The 21,670-nt window shown below is 61.3% G+C and carries 19 protein-coding genes and 1 other RNA gene; 19 read left to right on the top strand and 1 reads right to left on the bottom strand.

Annotated elements, in window-relative coordinates; genetic code table 11:
• The first annotated feature begins 23 nt into the window (after positions 1–23).
• From AB4Z24_RS00705 to AB4Z24_RS00665, 9 genes are all read left to right on the top strand, one after another.
• Positions 24–1,706 carry a phosphoethanolamine transferase gene (locus tag AB4Z24_RS00705; protein ID WP_441705105.1) on the top strand — a complete coding sequence of 561 codons (1,683 nt, stop codon included), beginning with the start codon at positions 24–26 and terminating at the stop codon, positions 1,704–1,706.
• 151 nt (positions 1,707–1,857) lie between these two features.
• On the top strand, positions 1,858–2,688 hold the full coding sequence (locus tag AB4Z24_RS00700; protein ID WP_441705103.1) for a pentapeptide repeat-containing protein: 831 nt from the start codon (positions 1,858–1,860) through the stop codon (positions 2,686–2,688).
• Positions 2,689–2,830: 142 nt separating this feature from the next.
• The gene (locus AB4Z24_RS00695) at positions 2,831–3,142 is read left to right on the top strand and encodes a hypothetical protein (protein WP_441705101.1); all 312 of its coding nucleotides are present in this window, start codon (positions 2,831–2,833) and stop codon (positions 3,140–3,142) included.
• 188 nt (positions 3,143–3,330) lie between these two features.
• Positions 3,331–5,541 (top strand): ethanolamine ammonia-lyase subunit EutB, encoded by a 2,211-nt coding sequence (gene eutB, locus AB4Z24_RS00690; RefSeq protein WP_441705099.1) that lies wholly within the window; start codon positions 3,331–3,333, stop codon positions 5,539–5,541.
• Between the two features lie 104 nt (positions 5,542–5,645).
• Positions 5,646–5,975, top strand: a complete 330-nt coding sequence (locus AB4Z24_RS00685; RefSeq protein ID WP_441705097.1) for an ArsR/SmtB family transcription factor — start codon at positions 5,646–5,648, stop codon at positions 5,973–5,975.
• Positions 5,962–6,426: an SRPBCC family protein gene (locus tag AB4Z24_RS00680; protein WP_441705095.1), complete on the top strand. Its 465-nt coding sequence runs from the start codon at positions 5,962–5,964 to the stop codon at positions 6,424–6,426. The genes AB4Z24_RS00685 and AB4Z24_RS00680 overlap by 14 nt, the downstream gene beginning before the upstream one ends.
• A 20-nt stretch (positions 6,427–6,446) precedes the next feature.
• A complete protein-coding gene (locus AB4Z24_RS00675) occupies positions 6,447–6,911 on the top strand; it encodes an SRPBCC family protein (RefSeq protein WP_441705093.1) in 465 nt (154 codons plus the stop codon).
• A gap of 260 nt (positions 6,912–7,171) precedes the next feature.
• Positions 7,172–7,625: RNase P RNA component class A (gene rnpB / locus AB4Z24_RS00670), an RNA gene on the top strand.
• 111 nt (positions 7,626–7,736) lie between these two features.
• Positions 7,737–8,627, top strand: coding sequence for an alpha/beta hydrolase (locus tag AB4Z24_RS00665; protein ID WP_441705091.1), 891 nt, complete (start codon positions 7,737–7,739; stop codon positions 8,625–8,627).
• Positions 8,628–8,644: 17 nt separating this feature from the next.
• On the opposite strand, the gene AB4Z24_RS00660 is transcribed toward AB4Z24_RS00665, so the two are convergent.
• Complete coding sequence (locus tag AB4Z24_RS00660; protein ID WP_441705089.1) at positions 8,645–9,529, bottom strand: DUF2189 domain-containing protein; 885 nt, start codon at positions 9,527–9,529, stop codon at positions 8,645–8,647.
• A 548-nt stretch (positions 9,530–10,077) separates the two neighbouring features.
• Between AB4Z24_RS00660 and AB4Z24_RS00655 the strand changes: the two genes are divergently transcribed.
• The 10 genes from AB4Z24_RS00655 to murG all read left to right on the top strand — a co-directional run bounded on the left by AB4Z24_RS00655 (position 10,078) and on the right by murG (position 21,637).
• Positions 10,078–10,581, top strand: coding sequence for a division/cell wall cluster transcriptional repressor MraZ (locus tag AB4Z24_RS00655; RefSeq protein WP_441705087.1), 504 nt, complete (start codon positions 10,078–10,080; stop codon positions 10,579–10,581).
• Positions 10,578–11,612: a 16S rRNA (cytosine(1402)-N(4))-methyltransferase RsmH gene (gene rsmH / locus AB4Z24_RS00650; protein ID WP_441705086.1), complete on the top strand. Its 1,035-nt coding sequence runs from the start codon at positions 10,578–10,580 to the stop codon at positions 11,610–11,612. Before AB4Z24_RS00655 ends, rsmH begins: the two co-directional genes overlap by 4 nt.
• A gap of 40 nt (positions 11,613–11,652) precedes the next feature.
• Positions 11,653–11,952, top strand: coding sequence for a cell division protein FtsL (gene ftsL, locus AB4Z24_RS00645; protein ID WP_441705084.1), 300 nt, complete (start codon positions 11,653–11,655; stop codon positions 11,950–11,952).
• Positions 11,942–13,651: a peptidoglycan D,D-transpeptidase FtsI family protein gene (locus tag AB4Z24_RS00640; protein WP_441705082.1), complete on the top strand. Its 1,710-nt coding sequence runs from the start codon at positions 11,942–11,944 to the stop codon at positions 13,649–13,651. The genes ftsL and AB4Z24_RS00640 overlap by 11 nt, the downstream gene beginning before the upstream one ends.
• A gap of 108 nt (positions 13,652–13,759) precedes the next feature.
• Positions 13,760–15,205: a UDP-N-acetylmuramoyl-L-alanyl-D-glutamate--2,6-diaminopimelate ligase gene (locus AB4Z24_RS00635; protein WP_441705080.1), complete on the top strand. Its 1,446-nt coding sequence runs from the start codon at positions 13,760–13,762 to the stop codon at positions 15,203–15,205.
• 7 nt (positions 15,206–15,212) lie between these two features.
• Positions 15,213–16,634 (top strand): UDP-N-acetylmuramoylalanyl-D-glutamyl-2,6-diaminopimelate--D-alanyl-D-alanine ligase, encoded by a 1,422-nt coding sequence (locus AB4Z24_RS00630; RefSeq protein WP_441705078.1) that lies wholly within the window; start codon positions 15,213–15,215, stop codon positions 16,632–16,634.
• Between the two features lie 38 nt (positions 16,635–16,672).
• A complete protein-coding gene (mraY, locus tag AB4Z24_RS00625) occupies positions 16,673–17,755 on the top strand; it encodes a phospho-N-acetylmuramoyl-pentapeptide-transferase (protein ID WP_441705076.1) in 1,083 nt (360 codons plus the stop codon).
• Positions 17,756–17,895: 140 nt separating this feature from the next.
• Entirely contained in the window at positions 17,896–19,311 is a 1,416-nt protein-coding gene (gene murD / locus AB4Z24_RS00620; protein WP_441705075.1) for a UDP-N-acetylmuramoyl-L-alanine--D-glutamate ligase, read from the top strand.
• Positions 19,308–20,489, top strand: a complete 1,182-nt coding sequence (locus AB4Z24_RS00615) for an FtsW/RodA/SpoVE family cell cycle protein (protein ID WP_441705073.1) — start codon at positions 19,308–19,310, stop codon at positions 20,487–20,489. The genes murD and AB4Z24_RS00615 overlap by 4 nt, the downstream gene beginning before the upstream one ends.
• 11 nt (positions 20,490–20,500) lie before the next feature.
• A complete protein-coding gene (gene murG / locus AB4Z24_RS00610) occupies positions 20,501–21,637 on the top strand; it encodes an undecaprenyldiphospho-muramoylpentapeptide beta-N-acetylglucosaminyltransferase (RefSeq protein ID WP_441705071.1) in 1,137 nt (378 codons plus the stop codon).
• Positions 21,638–21,670: the final 33 nt, after the last annotated feature.

The following is a 21,670-nucleotide window of genomic DNA, read 5'->3' as shown; positions in this document are numbered from 1 at the left end:
GTTGATGCAGATCGAGCCGGCCCATGTCCGGCACGTTCACCAACGGCCGGGCAAGCCCAAGCCATTCCGAAGCAGGACCAACCGTGTTCAAACCGCGGCGCCCCGAATTTTTGGCGCTTATTGTTGCGATCTATGCGGCGCTGGTTCTCAATCAGCCCTTCTGGCGGAAATTTCTCGAGGTCGTTGAGCCATCCCGATTCAGCGATTGGTTGCACGTCGGCTCGGCGGTGGTGTCGATCGTTATCGTCGCCTATCTCGTTCTGCTGGCGCTATCGGTAAAGCCGCTCTTGCGCATTGTCGTGCTGCTGTTCCTGCCGGCGATGGCAGCGGCCGCGTACTTCATGAACGAATACGGCATCGTCATCGATGCACACATGGTTCGCAACGTGTTCGAGACGGATACTGGCGAAGCCGGCGATCTGATCACGCTGAAGCTTGTCGCGTATGTCGTGTTTCTCGGACTGGTTCCGGCGGTCCTATTCTGGCTCACGCCGTGGACGAAGCAATCGTTTCGCAGCGAGGCTTTAGGCAAGCTCAAGGCGGCTGCTCTGTCGTTTGTGATCCTCGTTGTCGTGCTGGTGCCGGCTTGGGGAGATTTCCTTTCGCTGGCGCGCGATCACCGCAAACTCAAAATGACGTTGACGCCGGTGAATATCGTTTCGGCGCTCTCGGCCTATGGGCGGCAAATGGCGCGCATGCGGCCGAAGTCCGTTGCTCCCTATGGCGAGGATGCGCGGCGCAACGCTTTCAGCGGCGGGCGCAAATCGCTGTTCGTCATCGTGGTCGGTGAAACCGCACGCGCGGACCATTTTTCGCTCAACGGCTATCAAAGGCCGACGAACCCAGGGCTCGCGTCGATCGGCGATCTCATCAATTATGGGCAAGCTTACTCGTGCGGCACCGATACGGCGCAGTCGGTGCCGTGCATGTTCTCGGGGTTCGGTCATGATCTTTTCACGAACGCGAAAGCGGATGGGCGCGAAAATCTCCTCGATATCCTGAAGCGCGCCGGCATCGATGTTGTGTGGCGCGAAAATCAAGCGGGCTGCAAGGGCGTGTGCGCCCGTATCGCGACGGAGACGCTGACGGGGCATAACGTTCCGACGTTCTATGCGAGCACCGTGAACTTCGACGATATTCTCGTCGATGGTCTCGAAGAGCGCATCGCCAAGCTCGATCGGGATACCGTAATTGTGCTTCATATGATGGGCAGTCACGGTCCCGCGTACTGGAAGCGCTATCCGGAAAAGTTCGAGACGTTCCGACCGGCGTGCAAGGATGCGCAGTTCAGCCGGTGCGATCTGGAGGGCATCGTCAACGCCTATGACAATACGATCCTCTATACGGATCATGTCCTGGCTCGGCTCATCGACGTGTTGAAGGGCGCCGCGGGCCATGGCGTCGATGCGGGCATGATCTATGTGTCCGATCATGGCGAGAGCCTTGGCGAGAAGGGCATGTATCTTCACGGGATGCCCTACGCCATCGCGCCGGAAGCGCAGATCCATGTGCCCATGGTCGTCTGGCTTTCGCCGGCGATGAAGGAGTCGCGCGGTATCGAGCAAGGCTGCCTTCTCGGCCGGAGCGGGAGCCGCGTCGGACACGACAATCTTTTTCATTCGAGCCTTGGGATCATGGGTGTGGCGACCCGCGTTTACGATCCCTCACTCGATCTCTTCGCGGCTTGCCGGAAGCCCGCGTCCTGATTCAACCCGAATGAAATAACGTAGCAGGTGCTCCGTTGACGCGACGATTTCGCGTGAGCCCGCGGCGAAAATAATATCCCCGGTCTATCCGGACTCATGCATGATCGGTCGTGTGACGATCGACGCGCAACGGCCATTTGGAAGGTCAAGCATGATCCGCAGGTTGACTGGTCTGGCGTTCACCATCCTGTTTGCTGGCGCGGTTTCCGCCTTCGCGGATCAGCCTCTCGGGCCCGTGGCGCCCAAGGCGGAGATGAACGCCCGCACCATCACAACCCTGCTGTTTCAGGCGAAGCCCGGAGTGCGGCCGGATTTCTCGAACAAATACCTCGTCTATCTCGATCTTTCCGAGCTCAACTTCAAAGGCGCGAACCTCGCGCACTCGGATTTCTACGGCACGGACTTCACGGGCGCCAATCTCAAGGGTGCCGATCTTTCGCATACCCGGCTCGATCGCTCGGTGCTGATGCGTGCCGATCTTTCGGGGGCCAATCTGACCGGCGCGACGATCCTGCGTCCGACGATCTATGCGGATTTGTCCAGCAACACGCTCGATGCGCCACGCTTTGCGGGTGCGAATTTGACGGAAGCGCATGTGTCGGCGGAACTGTCGGGCTCCGATTTCAGGGGAGCGGATCTGTCGAGGGCGAACTTCTTTCCGTTCGAGGGGCGGCCGGGTGAGGGAACCCTTGCCACTGCCTATCGAAACGTTCTCAAGTACTGCGACTTTTCCGGAGCGCGGATGGCCGACGCCAACATGGAGCGCACGGTGTTGTGGTTTGCGAAGTTCGCGGGCGCCAATCTCCGGGGCGTCAACTTTAAAGATGCCGATCTCTCGCGTGCCGACTTCGCGGGCGCGGACATCGCCGGCGCGGACTTCACGCGGGCTGATCTCGACGGCGCGAATTTCGTCGGCGCCATCGGCATCGCAGAGGCCAAAGGTCTCGGACAAGCGATCAACCTCGACCGCGCACAGCGATAGCGCGCTCGTGTATTCGATGAGGCCGGCGCTGACGCGAGGCTGACATCGCTGCGCTCATTCGACAGATATGGGATGGTCATTAACTGTTGTTAAACAGTATATTGCCAACCTCTCAAAACGACTTCCATACCGGAGTGCCGACATGGCGACACAGATGCCAGCCAGTGTGTTCAGTCCGCGTTCGGGTGTTTTTGTCATCGCGCTTTCAATCGCGACGACGGTTCCATTGATTTGGGCAACGACGGCGAATGCCGTCAGCCTTCGCGTGAAGCTTGCCTGCTCGCGTGACTATTATGCGCTATGCAGTCAGTTTGCTTCCGATAGCCCGGAAGTTCGCCAGTGCATGCGTGCAGCGGGCGAAAAGCTTTCATCCCGCTGCATCAACGCGCTCGTCCAAGAGGGTGAAGTCAGCCAGGCGGAAGTCTCGCACCGCGCCAGTCAGCTTCGTCAGTAGTCCTGCGTCTTGGTCCGGTTCGTGCGGCTTTCCAGTGCGTCTGGCCGCACACGAAGGGCATTTTGCTTAATAGGAACTTGACTTGCGCGCCACGAACTTCGCTAATGTTGCGTTCAGGCGGCCGCGAGTCCTGTTGTTGGGTGACAGGCAGATCCCTACCGGCCGCGTGAGCAGCGAGGGCGGTTCGCATGGTCGATCTTCAGCCGTGGCGGCAAATCGAGGTTTCGGAACCTCGTCCTGACGAAGTCTACGAAGTCACCCTTTTCGACAGGCCGTACCGCTTTCTCGGTTTGAAAGCGCTGCTCGGCGCCGCCGATTTCGACAAGGCGGGGGATCGCAATTGCGGTCTTGCGGCGAAGGACGATGTCGAGCGCGAGGCGGCACGGTCGATCCTCTCACGTTTGACGCTGCAGCATCTCTACGATCGCCCTTTGACGGACGAGCAAGGCCGCGTCGATTCCGTGATGCGGATTAATTACGGCATTGACCGCGATACCTTTGCGGAGATCGCGCCCAAAACTCTTGGCGAGATCAAAAATCTACTGCTCAAAGCGAAGGCTTCCGAAGCCAAGCGCATTGGCGGAGCGCTGACCGGCGTGATGGCGGCAGCAATCGCCAAGCTGATGGACGTGCATGAACTCGTCTATGCCGCCAAGAAGCTGAAGCGTTCGGGCAAGGCACGCACGCTCGTCGGCGCACCCGGAACGCTGTCATCGCGGCTGCAACCCAACCATCCGACCGACGATCTCGATGCGATGTCGGCGCTGATCTACACAGGCCTTTCGATGGGTTCGGGCGACGCGCTGCTGGGTCTCAATCCGGCGATCGATACGGTCGAAAACATTTCGAAGACGCTGACGCATCTCGACAAGCTTCGCCGCGAGACGGGAGCGCCGACGCAGATCTGCGTGCTGTCGCACGTAAAGACGCAGCTCGCCTGTCTCGAGAGCGGTGCGCCGGTCGAGATCATGTTCCAGTCACTCGCGGGCACGGACCGGACGCTGATCGAAGAGTTCGACGTGACGGCCGACGTGCTCGACCAAGCCTATACGACGATGGCGAAGCACGGACCGCTGGCGAGCGAAGCGGCGCAATTCATGTATTTCGAGACCGGCCAGGGCAGCGAGCTGACCTATGGCAAGCACAACGGCATCGACATGACGACGACGGAGGCGCTCTGCTATGGGCTCGCCCGGCGCTACGATCCGTTCATGGTCAACAACGTCACCGGCTTCATCGGGCCGGAGACGCATCGATCCAATTTCGAGATGATCGTCTCGAATTTGCAAGACCATTTCATGGGCAAGCTGCTTGGCCTGCCGATGGGGATGGCCCCCTGCTATACGCTCCATTCCGAAATCACGATGGAAGGCCAGCAGATCGCTGCCGAATTGCTGACGGCGGCGGGCGCCAACTATTTCATGGACGTCTATCTCTCGATCGACCGGATGCTTGCGTATTTCGACACGTGCGGCCACGACGATCAGACGATGCGGGAGGTGCATGGGCTGACGCCGGCGCCGGAATTCCTCGAATGGGCGATCGGGCGCGGGATTTTCGTTCGCGATGAGGATGGCGAAGTCGAGCGCGGTCCGAACTGGGGCAATCCGAAGATTTTCTGCTCGGATGAGGAATTCGAACGGCTGCGCAAGAATTTGCCGGCAGCTTACGGCTTCGAAAGTGCGGGGCCGCGACCGACCGAACAGGTATCTCGCGCGATCAAGGCGAATCTCGCGGCAGCGCGCGAAGCGATTTACGCCGAGGTGACGCCGGAGCGGCTGGCGGGCATCGATTTCCGCCGCGTGAAGACATCGGCCGAGAGTAAGGAAGCGCATCTCAGCCATCCTGACCGCGGTGCGAAGCCGTCGGATGACATGGTTGCGGAGCTTTCGCCGGAGCGCGTCGACGTGCAGATCATCGTTTCGGATGGCCTCTCCGCGGAAGCGGTGCATCACAACATTCCGGATCTGCTTCCGGCGCTCCTCGACGGGCTCAAGGAGCAGCGGATTTCGGCAGGAAAACCGATCCTTGCGCCGTACGGCCGCGTGAAGCTGGCCGAAGCGCTGGGCGACGCGTTGCAGCCGAAGCTCGTCATCAATCTCATCGGTGAACGGCCGGGCGGCGATGCTCTGGCGTCCCGCAGCATGTCGGCTTACATCGCCTATCGTCTCGACGACGACGCGAGACAGGATGCGGTGAAGTTCAGCGGCAATCCGGACATCCGCTACGAATACACGGTGATCTCGAACATCTATTCGGGCGGGTTGCCGCCGAGCGAAGCCGCCGTGCAGATTGCCGAGCGCGTCAATCAGATCCTGACGGCGAAGGCCGCGGGCAATCGTCTCGAGCGCGCCATTCACGATCGCTCGCATAATCAGCGAATAGCGATGGGGGCTTAGCTTTCACCAATCCACTTGATGGGGGATCTCCCTTCGATGGCAAAATTCATCGAAGGGTTTCTTTTGCGGCTTGACAGGCAACCAAATGGTTGCATATTAGGTTCATGAGCATGGACGACGTTTTCAAAGCGCTTGCGGATCCGGTGCGGCGTCAGTTGCTCGATAGCTTGCATCAGCGCAATGGCCAGACGCTGGGCGAGCTTTGCGAAGGACATGACATGTCGCGACAGGCCGTCACCAAGCATCTCGCGATCCTTGAGGACGCAAATCTCGTTGCGACACGTAAAGACGGCAGGGAGAAGCTCCACTTCCTAAATCCCCTGCCAATCTTCGAAATTGCCGACCGGTGGGTCCGAAAATTTGAGCATGGGCGTCTCAGAGCGCTCGACGAACTCAAGAAGAACCTGGAAGGAAAGTCCGATGGCAAACGATAAGTTCGTCTACGTGACGTACATCCGCACAACTCCCGAAAAGCTCTGGGAGGCGCTGCTGACACCGGAATTCACGAAGCAATATTGGTTCGGCGTGACGCTCGAGAGCGATTGGAAAAAGGGCTCGGCCTGGAAAATGGTCTTTCCCGACGGGCGCGTCACCGACAGCGGAGAAGTGCTGGAGGTCGAGAAGCCGAGGCGGATCGTCTTGAAGTGGTTGAACGAGTGGATGCCCGAACTCAACGCCGAAGGATTTTCCCGGTGCACGATGGAGATCGAGCCGGTAGAGGGCGCGACGAAGCTCACGGTCATCCATGAGATCGACAAATCGAAGTCGAAGGTCATCGAGGCGGTCGGTGGCGGCTGGCCGAGGATCCTGTCGAACCTCAAGACGCTTCTTGAGACGAACGAGCCGCTGGCGATGACGAAGGGCGGATGCAAATCGGCGGCGTAGAGAACCTCGAAGGAAACACCATGGCAAACGATCGTTTTGTTTACGTCACCTACATTCGCACGACCCCGGAGAAGCTGTGGGAGGCACTCCTCAAGCCGGAATTCACGAAGCAATATTGGTTCGGCGTCACGCTCGAGAGCGATTGGAAAATCGGGGGGGCGTGGAAGATGGTCTTGCCGGACGGCAGCATCGCTCACGACGGCGAAGTCCTCGACTTCGAGCCGGAAAAGCGTCTCGTCTTTCGCTGGCGGGGTGAACGCAGCGCGGAAATCAGAGCCGAGGGCTTCTCTCGATGCTCGATGGAGATCGAAGAGGTTCCGAGCGGCGTGAAGCTCACCGTGCTGCACGAGATCGACAGGCCTGAGTCGAAGCTTATTGAGGATGTGTCAGGCGGATGGCCGATGATTTTGTCGAACCTTAAGAGCCTGCTCGAGACGGGTGGTCCGATGGCCGGGCTTCTGGCCACTTGCAGATCGGCGGCGTGAGCGGGCCGGAAACCTCCGTCATCTCCGGCCTTCATTCTCTTTGCTCACTCGGCCGAAGGTGACGGAGCCTTTTTTCCTCTCCCGGAACGGGAGAGGATGCCCGTCGCGCCGGAGGCTCGCCTTCGGCGAGGAGGCCAGGTGAGGGACTTGGATAATGGACGATAAAGTCCCCTCATCCGCCCCTTCGGGGCACCTTCTCCCGATGGGAGAAGGCAGTCTGGTCTTGACGTTTGGTCGTGGACATCGCTTATCTCATTGTACCAGCTGGCTGGACGGCCGCTGCCGGTTTTCGTTGTGGCGAAACGCGCTCTAAAGGCTCGCGAGCTGACATCCGGCAGAGGAAAGTCCGGGCTCCATGAGGAATACGGTGGCGGCTAACGGCCGCCGGGGGCGACCCTAGGGAAAGTGCCACAGAAAACATACCGCCAAGCCGGACTGCCTTCGGGCAAAATCCGGCGGTAAGGGTGAAAAGGTGCGGTAAGAGCGCACCGCGCTGCTGGTAACAGCAGCGGCAGGGCAAACCCCACCGGGAGCAAGATCAAATAGGGGTGGGCGCGCGGAGCGGGAAACCGCAGACGCAAGGCGCGTCCTCACGCTACCCACCCGGGTTGATTGCACGAGGCGTCTGGCGACAGGCGTCCCAGATGAATGGTCGTCGCGGAGGAAGCTTTGGCCAACTCCAGACAGAACCCGGCTTATAGGCCAGCTGGTATTTTCTTTTCACTCGCCTTGAAGGACAGGGCGGGTCGTCTCAACTCGCGAGGGTGCGAATTGATACGGTTGCTCAGCTTCGTTGCTGCTTGGTTTTTGACATGTGTACCAGCGATGGCATGGACGGAACGGGAGATCAGCACGGGGGCGCTTCACGGCACGCTCATCACCGCTGACGGTTCGAAATCCAAATCTCATTCAAACGCTACCGTTCTGATCCTGGCGGGCTCGGGTCCCGTCGACCGGGACGGCAATCTGGCGGACGCGCGCAACGATAGCTTGAAGCATCTCGCGCACGATCTTGCCAATCTCGGCATCGGTTCGCTGCGCGTCGACAAGCGGGGCGTTGGCCAGAGCCGCGTCGCGGGACTGCGCGAGGAAGATCTGCGCTTCGATACCTACGTCGTGGACGCCGTTGAATGGCTGAACGTTCTTCACGCGAGGCGCGACACCGGCCGGATCTTCCTACTCGGGCACAGCGAAGGCGCTTTGATCGCGACGATGGCCGCGCAAAAGGCGGACGTCGCCGGTCTTATGCTGATCGCTGGTGCCGGCGAGTCTGCGGGACGCGTTCTTGTGAGACAGCTTTCCGCCGCCGGGGCTCCGAGCGAACTGCAAGATGAATCGAAGAGAATTTCCAAAAGCCTCGAGCAGGGAATTCGGGTCGTGAACATTCGGCCGGAACTGATGAGCCTCTATCGTCAGAGCGTGCAGCCCTACCTGATGTCATGGCTGCCTCTCGATCCGGCGGCAGAGCTTTCGCGCGTCAAGCATCCGGTTCTGATCGTGCAGGGGACGACCGATCTCCAGGTTACGGTCGAGAACGCCAGCCTCCTGGCCTCAGCCCAACCCGACGCCAAGCTCGTCATGATCGACGGCATGAACCATGCGTTGAGAGAGGCACCCGCGGATCGGGCCGCAAACTTTGCGACGTACCGCAATCCGCGATTGCCTCTCGCTAAAAATCTTGTGCCGGCGCTTTCCGACTTCGTGAGCGCGCACTAGCGCTCAACGTGTGACGGTCAGCCGGTATCGTCGCTGTCTCGGATCGGCGCCGCTTGTTCCGGAGGCTCGACGAGCTTCCGGTAGAGATGCCATGTGGCGTGGCCGAGGATCGGCAGGGTGATCGCCAGTCCGACGAGCAGCGGTATTGCGCCGAGCAATAGTCCGGCGGCGACGATCAAACCCCAGAGGGCAATTGGTCCCGGATTTTCAATCGAGGCGCGGACGGATGTTCGGACGGCGGTGCCGATGCTGACATGGCGATCGACGAGCATCGGGAAGGACACGACGCTCGTCACGAGCACGAAGAGTGCAAACATGAAGCCGAGCAAGTTGCCGGCGATGGCGAGTTCCGTGCCTTTTCCGGTCCTGAAGACGTCATGGATGAAGTCCGAAACGGATGCGGGTTCGCCACCCATGATCTGCGTGTACATCAGGTTCGCGGCGTAGAGCCAGGCGACGAAGATCGCCGCCAGCACGAGGCCGAGCACGAATATTCCGCCCATCCCAGGGCGGTGGATGACGGAGAATGCGCGGATCGCGGAGGTGTCGAGGCCTTCTTCGCGCCGTCTGCTCAACTCGTAAAGTCCGACCGCAAAGAACGGACCCAGCAACGCAAAGCCCGCGACCATCGGATAGACGAGGGAAAGCAATCCGTAGCCGAACAGGATGCGCGCAAGAATGATGCCGATGACCGGATAGATGAGGCCCGCGAAAACAAGGTGGGTCGGCATCGCGAGGAAGTCATCGTAGCCTTCGGCAAGCGATTTCCAGACGTCGGCTGTCGTAATCCTGCGGACTGCAGGGTCGGTGTCGCGCCAGATAACGGACGCGGGCCATCTGAAATCGCGGCCCGGGTATGCGTGGGGTCGTGCGGTTGGGGATCGAGAAACGGTGTTTGCCATATCGGCACCTGCTGATGTTGTGGCGCCAAAGTGATCGATGGCCTTTGGCACCGGACAATCGGAGCGCCCCGCCTCGCCTTCTGCGCAAAGGATGCGCTCTTCCCCGAAAGCTTCAAGTCAGGACTGCGTTACCGTTCATTCGATTTATAAAAATCTATAATTTTCAAAATATTATTTCTTTATGTTCATCCGTTATCTGATGCCTGAAAGTTCGGTTGCTGTGGACAGATGATGCAATTCCGCTTCGCACCACGAAATATCCTTAATATTCCGTTGACGACCATCAAATCCCATGCGATCCCATAAAGGCCCGTCCGCACCGGGCAGGACACCGTGGCCGGGCGCCGATTTGGTAGAGGGCCCAAATTCGAGCGACCGCCACGGCCCCTTACTTGATTATTTCGGTGACACGGACGCTTCCCGCGCTCCTGCCGTCCGAAACGAAGGGTCTCAATTTTGGTTCGGCTCTTCCGCTGCGGGGAGCCGGCGACCGACAAGACAAAGCGTAGCCAGTAGCTGAGTGGAGGACGAAAACCGTTAGCTGAGGGATGGACCGCTTTGTCTCGACATTCACAAACAAGATCGACGCCAAAGGCAGGGTTTCCATTCCAGCCTCGTTCCGCGCTGTCCTCGAGCGCGACGGGTATGCCGGCGGCATCGCCGGTGGTCTCTACTGCTACCCCTCGCTCGATGCTCAAGCACTCGATGCAGGCGGCGAAAGACTTGCAAAGAAAATCGACGGGCTTCTCGCGGGCTTGCCGGACTATTCGGATGAGCGCGATGAACTGTCTGTCGCACTCTACGGTGACGTCCAGGTTCTCTCGATCGATGGCGACGGCCGCATCGTCCTTCCTGAAAACCTTCGTGCCCACGCCAACCTGGACGCCGCCGTCTCGTTTGTTGGACTTGGTGAAAAATTCCAGATGTGGGAGCCCAAACTCTTCGAAGCCCGCCGCGCCGAGGCGCGGAGCAAAGTTCAGGTAACGCGGAAACTTTTTGCAGCGGGGAGCCGCCCGTCAACTGACGGCGGCGACGAGGGGGCACGGGAATGACGCGCGGTGGCGGGGCAGAGGGAGCCTCGCAGGGGCCGGCTGAAAAGCCTTCGCGCCACATTCCCGTGCTCGTCTCGGAAGTTCTCGAGACGCTCGCACCGAAGGACGGTGAAACCTATATCGACGGCACCTTCGGCGCGGGCGGTTATACGCGCGCCATTCTCGGGGCCGCCAACTGCAACGTGCTCGCTCTCGACCGCGACCCGACCGCAATCGCCAACGCTACGGCAGTGCTCGAAGACGCCGGCGGTCGGCTGGCGCTCATCCAATTGCCGTTCAGCCAGATGGAAGAGGCGGTTCGCGAAAATCTTCCGGCCGGGCAGGCTGATGGCGTCGTGCTCGATATCGGCGTCTCGTCAATGCAGCTCGACGATGCCGAGCGCGGGTTTTCATTCCAATCCGATGGGCCACTCGACATGCGGATGTCGGTTTCCGGTATGAGTGCAGCGGATTTTCTCAATACGGCGGAAGAAGAAGAGATCGCCGACGTCATTTACACGTTCGGCGAAGAGCACCGCTCGCGCGCGATCGCTCGCGCCATCGTCAAGCGGCGGGATGAGGCGAAGTACTCGCGGACGCTCGAACTCGCCGATACGGTCTCGCGCGTTTTCCACGGGCGGAAGATCGACGGGCGGCATCCGGCGACGCGGACGTTTCAAGCGCTCCGGATTTTCGTCAATGACGAGCTTGGCGAACTCGCGAACGCGCTTGCGGCGGCGGAGCGGATCTTGAAGCCCGGTGGACGGCTGGTCGTCGTCAGCTTTCACAGCCTCGAAGACCGGATCGTGAAGAAGTTTCTTACCGAGCGAAGCGGGCGCACGGCTGGTGCTTCCCGGCATCTGCCACCGGAATCGATAAAATCCCGCGAGCCAAGTTTCCGAATTGTTAACTCCCGCCCGTTAACACCTTCTAAAGGTGAATTGGATGTGAACCCTCGTTCACGGTCTGCACGTTTGCGGGCCGCAACCCGCACGGACGCGGCGGTTTGGCCCTTGGATCTGGACGCATTGGGGGTTCCTCGACACCGATAATGCTGAGCTTGGAGACAAGCTGAACGGGAATTGTATCAAAATGCGTCTCTTGAATGTTGCCGCCTTCTTTTTTGCAGTCTCCAGTGCGCTGCTCCTTTATGCATTGAACTACGACACGCGCCGCCTTGAGGCCGAGCTTCAGGCGAAGGAGCGACAGGCAGATCGTGCCCGCAGCGATATCGCGGTTTTGAAGGCCGAGCGCAGCACGCTGGCGCGTCCCGATAGAATCGATGAGCTGGCACGGCGGCTCGGGCTTGGACCGCCGCGGGCCGAGCAATTCCAGCATGGACGGGAAGTTTCCGAACTCAGTGAGCGCCAGGGCAGCGCCAATGGCCGGTGATCGCGCAGACTTTCTGATCGGGGGCGCGAGCGCGCAGATGATCCGTGGTGCGGGAACGCATGCGGCGTCCGGGCTCGGCCAGACGCGGCGACGCGCGGAGGCGGCCGTCTACGGCGTATTATTTTCGGCATTCGCTGTCGTTGGCGTGCAGCTGCTCGTGCTGGCGGCCGGACGGCATTCGGATATCGCGCTGGCGATTTCGGAGCCGGTTGCGGCGACGAGCTTCAGCCGTCCCGACATCGTCGATCGCAACGGGCGTTTGCTCGCGACGGATCTCGAGGCTCCCTCGATCTTCGCTGATCCGGGCGTCGTTCTCGATCGCGACGAGGTCGTGGAAAAGCTTTCGACCGTGCTGCCCGATCTCAATGCATCCGAACTGATGCGCGCGCTGTCGGACCGGTCGCGCCGGTTCGTCTGGGTGCGCCGTGGCGTGTCGCCTGCCATTGCACAGAAAGTGCACGATCTCGGTTTGCCGGGCGTTTCGTTCCGTTATGAGCTGAAGCGTGCTTATCCCGGCGGCAAGATGGCCGGACACTCGCTCGGCTACGTCGATGTCGACAACCGCGGCGTCGCCGGAATCGAGAAATATATCGATGACAAAGTCGGCGTCGATCCGGTGCATTCGGCGGTGCTTTCCAATCGACCGCCGGTGCGCCTCTCGCTCGATCTCGGCGTTCAACACGCGCTCGAAGATGAACTCGACGACGCGATGCGGCGCTATCAGCCGGAAGGCGCGGCGGGCGCAATTCTCAACATCAAGACGGGCGAAATTCTCGCGAGTGCATCGCTGCCGCAGGTCGATCCGAGCTGGCCGACGCAGGCGCTCGACGACAAGCACATCGATCGCATGACGGGCGGGACCTACGAGCTTGGCTCGGTGTTCAAGACGCTCACTCTTGCGATGGCCTTTGACGAGGGATTGGCAAAGCCCGATACGGTACTCGATGTTAGGCAGCCTCTGGAAGCCGGGCGGTTCACTGTCACGGACATGCACCCATCCCGCAAACCGCTGACCGTCACGGAAGTTTTCACGCATTCGTCGAACGTCGGCGCCGGCATGCTGGCGTTGGAGGCGGGGCCGGAGAGGCTGCAGGCCTTTCTGAAGAAGGCGGGCATCCTCGAGCCGATGCAGACCGAGGCGGGTGCGATCGCGACGCCGCAGGTTCCTTCGCGCTGGAACCGGGCGACGACGATCACCGCTTCGTTCGGGCACGGCATTGCGGTTGCGCCGCTGCAGTTCGCGGCTGCCGCTGCGACGCTCTTCAATGGCGGCAAGACCGTGCATCCGACGTTCTTGAGAAAATTCGACGCTGGGACCGCCGATGGCAAACCAGTGATCAGCGCTGCGACATCGCGCGAACTGGCTGAGCTGATGCGCGCCAACGTCGTCGATAAGGACGGCACGGGCGGGAAGGCCGACGTGCTGGGTTACCGGGTCGGAGGGAAGACCGGCACTGCCGATATCGCGAGCAAGGGCGGATATACGTCCAATGCCGTCATATCCTCGTTTCTCGCCGCGTTTCCGACGGACGATCCGCAGTATCTGACGTTCATCGTGCTGTTCGAGCCGAAGGGCATCCCGGACACCAAGGGACACCGGACGGGTGGTACGAACGCCGCACCTGTGACCGGAGAGCTGATCGCGCGCGTCGCAGCCCAGCTCGGCGTTGCGCCGGAGTTCGCTACAGCGCGTCAATGACATATCGATGAAGCCACTTTCGGCCGCATTTGACGGCCTCGATGGGGGCCCGTATCAAGCTCCGAGCCAAATGTAAGGGCAGACGAATAGAGGGCGATAAGCGGGGCCATGCGGCTTAGCGATGTGCTTCCAGCCGGTATCGAATTGCCGCCGGGCGCGGCGGATGTCCAGGTAACGGGCATCACCGCCGCGAGCGCAGCCGTCGGGCCGGGCGCGATTTTCGCCGGGCTTCCCGGCACCAAGGTCGACGGCGCGTCGTTCGTTTCCGACGCTGTCGCGCGGGGTGCTGCGGCGGTCATCGTCGGCCGGAACAAAGGCGTGACGGTTCCGCCGGGCGTCGCACTGATCGAAATCGACAATCCGCGCGCGGCATTGGCGAAAATCGCGGCGAAACTGGCAGGGAGACAGCCCGCGTGCGCCGTCGCCGTTACGGGGACGAGTGGCAAGACGTCGGTTGCGGACTTCACGCGGCAGATCTTTTCGGCTCTCGGCCATAGCGCAGCGTCGATCGGGACGGTCGGCATCGTGAAGCCGGGTGGCGCGGTCTACGGTTCACTGACGACGCCCGATCCTGTCACGCTGCATGCGACGCTCGCGGCATTGGCGGATGAAGGCGTGACACATCTCGCGTTCGAAGCGTCTTCGCATGGGCTCGATCAGCACCGGCTCGACGGCGTGGAGCTGGCGGCCGCGGCGTTCACGAACCTCGGCCGCGATCACATGGACTATCATCCGACGGTCGAAGCGTATCTCGATGCGAAGCTCCGGCTTTTCACGGAGCTTCTGAAGCCCGGTCAGCCGGCGGTGATCAACGCCGACGGAGCTTACGCGATGGATGTTCTCGCCGCAGCCAAGGCGCGCGGGCTCCGTGTGCTGACGGTCGGGGCGCTGGGTGAGACGCTGAAGCGCACATCGCTGACGCGCGAGGGCTTCCGCCAAAACATCGGCATCGAGGCGGGCGGCAAAACGTACGCGGTCGATCTGCCGCTCGTCGGCGCTTATCAGGTTGAGAATGCGCTCGTCGCGGCAGGGCTCGCGATTGCGGTCGGCGAAGAGACGGGCGCGGTACTCGCGACGCTCAGCGGCCTCAAGGGTGTGCCGGGACGGCTTGAAATCATAGGTGAGCGGAACGGCGGTCTGGCGATCGTCGATTATGCGCATAAACCCGAGGCGCTGGCGGCGGCACTCGACGCGTGCCGACCCTTCGCGACGGGGCGGCTGATTTCGGTATTCGGATGCGGCGGCGATCGCGACAAGGGTAAGCGGCCGATTATGGGGCGGATTTCCGTCGATCGCGCCGACATCACGATCGTGACCGACGATAATCCGCGCAGCGAGGTCCCGGCGCAAATTCGCAAGGAAATTCTTGCCGGCGCGACCGGCGCGCGCGAAATCGGGGATCGCGGAGAGGCTATTGCGACGGCGGTGAAAATGATGTCTCCCGGGGATGTCGTGCTTGTGGCCGGAAAGGGCCACGAAACCGGCCAGATCATCGGCGATCGCATCGTGCCGTTTTCCGATCACGATGAAATCCGGCGGGCGCTCGCGAGTTGACGATCTGATGCATCCACTCTGGTCCTCTTCCGAATTGAGCGCCGCGCTCTCGGCTGATGCCGAAGGCGGGTCGGGCGAAGCCATTACCGGCGTCTCCATCGATACGCGTTCGTTGCAGCCGGGCGATCTTTTCGTGGCGCTGAAGGACCAGCGCGATGGACATGATTTCGTTTCGGCGGCGTTCAAGGCGGGCGCCGCAGCGGCGCTGGTGAGCGAAGCCTATGTGCGTCAGCCAGGAGACGGCGCGTTGTTCCGCGTGGCGGATACGCTCTCGGGTCTTGAAGCTCTGGGTGTGGCGGCGCGCAAGCGACTTGCTGGCGAAGCGCGCATTGTCGGCGTGACGGGGAGCGCGGGCAAGACCGGCACCAAGGAAATGCTGCGGGCGTGCCTGTCACTGCTCGGTGCAACGCACGCATCGGAAAAATCCTATAACAATCACTGGGGCGTTCCGCTGACGCTGGCGCGGATGCCGCGCGAGACGAAATTCGGCGTGTTCGAGATCGGGATGAATCACGCGGGCGAGATCCGACCGCTGACGAAGATGGTCAGGCCCGACGCCGCAATCATCACGACGGTCGAACCTGTGCACCTCGAGCATTTTCCCTCGGTCGAGGCTATTGCGGACGCCAAAGGCGAGATCTTCGAGGGGCTGGCGCCGGGTAGCGCGGCGATCATCAAATTCGACAACCCGCATGCGGGCCGCCTCAAGGCAATCGCTTCGAGCCTCGGAGCTAAGCCGATGACTTTCGGGTTTGATGCCCGCGCCGACGTGCAGGGAGCGCATTTCACGGCATCGGATAGCGGCAGCGACATGACCGTCTCGATTAACGGCGGCGGCAGCTTTCCTGTTCATCTTGCAATTCCCGGACGGCACATTGCCGAAAATGCGCTGGCTGTGGCCGCGGCGCTTTATGCCATCGGTGCCGACGTCCGGAAGGGCCTCGAAGCTCTTACCAATCTAGCTCCTCCAAGCGGACGCGGGGCGCGCAGCACGCTCCATATCGGCGACGGGAAAGCGCTGCTAATCGATGAGAGCTACAACGCAAATCCGGCCTCGATGCGGGCCGCTCTGGCAACGCTTGCCGCAGTGCCAAGGGCCAAATATTCGCGACGTATTGCCGTCCTCGGCGACATGCTGGAGCTTGGCAGTGAGGCGCCGGCACTTCATACGGGCCTAAAAGGCGCGGTTGACGAGGCGGACGTCGATCTGGTTTTTGCCTGCGGACCGCATATGAAAGGTCTTTACGACGCCCTACCCGCGGCCAAGAAAGGCGGTTACGCTTTGTCGTCTGCGACAATCGGAACCGCACTTGCCGAAAATCTACGTGCGGGGGATGTCGTGATGGTCAAGGCATCCAATGGAACGCGCCTCGGTTCCGTGGTCGCGGCGCTCAAGACGCAATTTGGAAACGACGAGCCCGCTGCCTAGGCGGCGTGGATCATAAGGGGGAAGGAAGTTTTCACCGCATGCTCTACGAGCTCGTCAATTTCAGCGACCAGATCAGTGCGCTGAACGTTTTTCGATACATCACCTTCCGGACCGGCGGTGCGATCTTCACCGCGCTTCTGTTCGTGCTGATGTTTGGGCCGGCGATCATCGATCTTCTTCGCCTTAAGCAAGGCAAGGGTCAGCCCATCAGGACGGATGGGCCGCAGTCGCATCTCTTGAAGCGCGGCACGCCGACGATGGGTGGTCTGATGATCCTCGCGGGCGTCACGGTGTCTACGCTGCTGTGGGCTCAACTTTCCAACGGCTATATCTGGGTCGTGCTGGGCGTGGCGCTGTCTTATGGCGCCATCGGTTTTTATGACGACTTTCTCAAGGTGACAAAGCGCACGACGGCGGGTTTCTCCGGCCGAATCCGATTTTTGCTCGAAATCCTCGTTGCGGCGATCGCCGGGTTCGCGCTTATGATGCTCAGCCCGAAAGGGCTCAGCACCGATCTCACATTCCCGTTCTTCAAAGACTTCGTGGTCAACCTCGGGCCGTTCTTCGTGTTGATGGCCGTGCTTGTGATTGCCGGCGCGGGAAATGCCGTCAACCTCACGGACGGCCTCGACGGTTTGGCTATCGTTCCCGTGATGATCGCGGCAGCGACGTTTGGCGTGATCGCCTATCTTTCCGGTAACGCGAAGTTCGCGGGCTATCTGCAAATTCATCACGTGCCGGGTACGGGCGAACTCTCGGTCATTTGCGGGGCGCTGATCGGCGCCGGTCTCGGCTTCCTGTGGTTCAATGCGCCGCCCGCCATGATCTTCATGGGTGACACCGGTTCGCTGGCGCTTGGCGGCACGCTTGGCGCGATCGCGGTTGCGATCAAGCACGAGATCGTGCTGGCGGTCGTCGGCGGCCTATTCGTGCTCGAGACGCTGTCCGTCATCATTCAGGTTTTGTCGTTCAGATGGACGGGGAAACGCGTGTTCAAGATGGCGCCGCTGCACCATCATTACGAACAGAAGGGGTGGAAGGAATCGACGGTTGTCATCCGGTTCTGGATCATTTCGGTCATTCTGGCGCTCGTCGGCCTTTCGACGCTGAAGCTGCGCTAGAGCGTTTCCGCTTTTCTTTGAATCGCGAAAACGCTCCAGCCTTTTGGTTTTGACGCAATTCCGGACGCAAAACCGTTGCACACTTTTGCTGGAATTGCTCTAGGACGCCAAACGACGCGACATGCGGTAGAGTCGGGCCAATGATTCGCGCCACGTCTTTTCAAGGCAAATCCGTTGCAGTGTTCGGGCTCGGGGCATCGGGGCTCGCGGCTGCCGAGGCGCTACGTGATGGCGGCGCCATAGTCGCTGCCTGGGACGATGGCGTTGCGGCCCGCGAGGCCGCGATTGCCAGGGATATTCCGCTTGCCGACCTTAGCATCGCGGATTGGGCGGGGTTTGTTGCCCTCGTGCTGGCACCGGGCGTGCCGCTGACGCATCCCGAACCGCACTGGACGGTCAAAAAGGCGCGCGAGAACGGCGTCGAGATCATCGGCGATATCGAGATTTTCACGCGCGAGCGGGCTTTGCATTCGCCGGGCGCACCTTTCATCGCGATCACCGGAACCAACGGCAAGTCGACGACGACGGCGCTTGTCACGCACATTCTCCGGCATGCCGGGCTCGATGTGCAGATGGGCGGCAATATCGGGCGACCGATACTGACGCTCGATCCGCCGGAGCCTGGACGGTTTCACGTCATCGAAATGTCGTCGTTTCAGATCGACCTGACGCCGACGCTGGAGCCGACGGTCGGCGTGATGCTCAACGTGACAGCCGATCATATCGACCGGCATGGAACGATCGAGAATTACGCCGCCATCAAAGAGCGCATCGTGCAGGGCGCCGATATTGCAGCGGTCGGCATCGACGATGAATACGGATTGGCGATGCTTAGACGGCGGATCGTCGCCGGACCGGCGATCGCCTTCAGCGCGGAGAAATCCATCGCTCCCGGGTACAGTTTGCTCGACGACACGGTGGTGTGCAGCAACCGGGAAGGGCTGGCCGTCAAGCTCGGGTCGTTGAAGGGCATTCCGACGTTGCGCGGGCGGCATAACGGGCAGAATGCGCTGGCCGCAGTTGCGGCCGTGCGCGAGTGCCTGAACGCACTCGGCAGATCGACTGACCTCGATTGGCAGGGGGCGTTGTCGTCGTTCCCAGGCCTGCCGCATCGGCTCGAAGAAATCGGCCGTCTCGGCAGGACGCTCTTCGTCAACGACAGCAAGGCGACGAATGCGGATTCCACCGAGAAGGCGCTCAGTTCATTTCCTCGCGACATCTTTTGGATCCTCGGCGGCAAGCCGAAGGCTGGCGGTATCGATAGCCTCACCCCCTATTTCGGGCGTATCTCCAAGGCTTATCTGATCGGCGAGGCGGCGGACGAATTCGCACAAACGCTCGAGGGCAAGGTGCCGTTCGTGCGGAGCGGCACGCTCGATGAAGCCGTGTTGGCTGCATCGCGCGATGCACAATCGAGCGACAGCGCAGAGCCGGTCGTACTGCTGTCTCCCGCTTGCGCGAGTTACGATCAGTTCCGGAACTTCGAAGTTCGTGGCGAAAGTTTTCGAGGCCTTGTCGCTTCGCTTCCCGGGATTGCGATGCGAGCGGTCTCATGAAGCTCTCGCGCGCAGACCGCAGTTTGCTCGCAGAATGGTCGTTTACGATCGATAGGGGCCTGCTGATCGCGCTCGTTTCGCTCGTCGTGATCGGTGTCGTGCTGTCGGGCGCGGCTTCGCCCGCCGTTGCGCTGAAGAAGGGCTTGCCCACCTATTACTTCGTCGAGCGCCACATTTTCTTCGCGGCGCTCGGCACGGCGCTGATGCTGGTCATTTCCTTTTTTTCGCCGAACGGCGTGCGGCGCCTCGCAGCGGTTCTCTTTCTCGTCGCGGTCGCCGGGATGATCGCGGTGCTGTTCTCGGGGGCCGAAATCAAGGGCGCGCAGCGGTGGCTGAATTTCGCCGGCTATTCGGTGCAGCCGTCGGAGTTTGCGAAGCCGGCCTTCATCGTCATCGTCGCGTGGCTGTTCGGGGAGGCGTCGTCCCGCAGCGATATGCCGGCTCTGCCGTTCGCGTTGGCCCTCTGGGCTTTCTTCGCGGGCATCCTCGTCGCGCAGCCGGACGTCGGACAGACGGTGCTGATCAGCTCGACCGCTGGGCTTCTCTATCTGCTTGCGGGGCTGCCGGCCATCGGGGCCGGGTTGCTGGTTCTCGCGGGCAGCGGGGGCATGTGGCTCGCTTATGAATATTTTCCGCACGTGCAGTCGCGGTTCGCGAAATTCTTCGGTTCGGCGCCGCTCGAGAGTTCGCAGGCGGGGCGCGCGATCCAATCGTTCGCCGAGGGTGGCCTGTTCGGACGGGGGCCGGGTGAAGGCACGATCAAGTCGATCCTTCCGGATGCCCACACCGACTACATCTTCGCGGTGATCGGCGAAGAATATGGCGCTATCGCCTGTGTGGCGCTGCTTGGTGTCTTCGCGTTCATAACCATCAAGGCGATGCGGCGCGCGGCCGGCGAGCCGAATGCGGCCGACCGTCTGGCGATCCAAGGTCTGGCGCTCGTTTTCGCGCTTCAAGCGCTCATCAATATGGGTGTGAACATCGGCTTGTTGCCACCGAAGGGTATGACGCTGCCGTTCATTTCGGCGGGCGGGTCGTCCATGCTGGCGCTTTCTGTCACGGCGGGGATGCTGCTGGCGCTGACGCGCCGGCGCCCCGATCCACAACGCCTCAAAAAGCCGCGATGGATTCCGGCGATCGACGAAGTACAACTCGCAAGACCAACACCGAAATCATGAGCGAGATTTGAATGACCGGCGTGCAATCGATCATGCTTGCCGCAGGCGGAACGGGTGGGCATCTTTTTCCAGCGTTCGCTCTGGCTGAAGAGCTGAAACGCCGGGGCATAGCCGTCGATCTGATGACCGACATGCGCGGGGACCGCTACGGCAGTGGCTTTCCGGCGCGCAACGTCTATCAGGTTCCGTCCGCCACACTGGCTTCGCGTGCGCCTTCTGAGATTGCCAAGACAGCGACTTCGCTCGCCCGCGGAACGCGCGCCGCCTTCTCGATACTCGGCAAAGTGAAGCCCGCCGCCGTCATCGGCTTTGGTGGTTATCCGACGCTCCCGCCGCTCGTCGCGGCCCGGCTGCGCGGGATTCCGACGGCGATTCACGAGCAGAACGCCGTGCTCGGTCGCGCCAACAAGCTGCTTGCCAAGCGCGTGACGGCGATTGCGACATCGTTCGAGCGGACGAAGTTTCTCGAAGGCAAGCTCGCCGAGAAGGCCGTGCTGACTGGCAATCCGGTTCGCCAGTCCGTGATCGATGCGTCGGCGCGGCGCTACGAACCGCTGTCCGATGACGATGTCATCCGCATTTTGATTTTCGGCGGCAGCCAGGGGGCACGCTTTTTCTCCGACACCGTTCCGCTGGCACTTTTCGCGCTTCCCGATCAGCTCCGGAAGCGGCTGCGTGTCGTGCAGCAGGCGCGTGAAGAGGATCTGGAACGGGTAATCGAAGCCTACTCGGAGGCCAGCATCAGCGCCGAAGTCGCGCCGTTCTTCGCCGACCTTCCGGCGCGGATGGCGGCGGCGCACCTCGTCATCGGCAGAGCGGGTGCATCGACCGTCGCCGAATTGACGGTCATCGGCCGTCCGTCGATCCTCGTGCCGTTACCGCATGCACTCGACAACGATCAGCTCAACAATGCGCGCCGCCTTGCCGAATCGGGGGGCGCATGGTGCTTCGAACAGCGGAATCTATCGCCGGAACGCATCGCGGACGAGTTGGAAAAGCTTTTGCAGGCGCCGGCCGCCCTTGCGACGGCGGCCAAGGCGGCTAAAACCGCTGGACGTCCGGACGCCGTCCGGAATTTGGCCGACTTTACGCTCGCTTTAGCTGAGAAGACGTATTCTCGTGCACGGCGAGAGCATTCGAAACCCTGAGACGTCATGATCCGGCGCCCCAGTTAGACTCAT

This window comes from Hyphomicrobium sp. 2TAF46, assembly GCF_052114865.1.
Taxonomy (GTDB): Bacteria; Pseudomonadota; Alphaproteobacteria; order Rhizobiales; family Hyphomicrobiaceae; genus Hyphomicrobium_B.
Note: the sequence above shows the minus strand (reverse complement) of the source record. Positions and strands in the feature narration are given on the sequence as shown.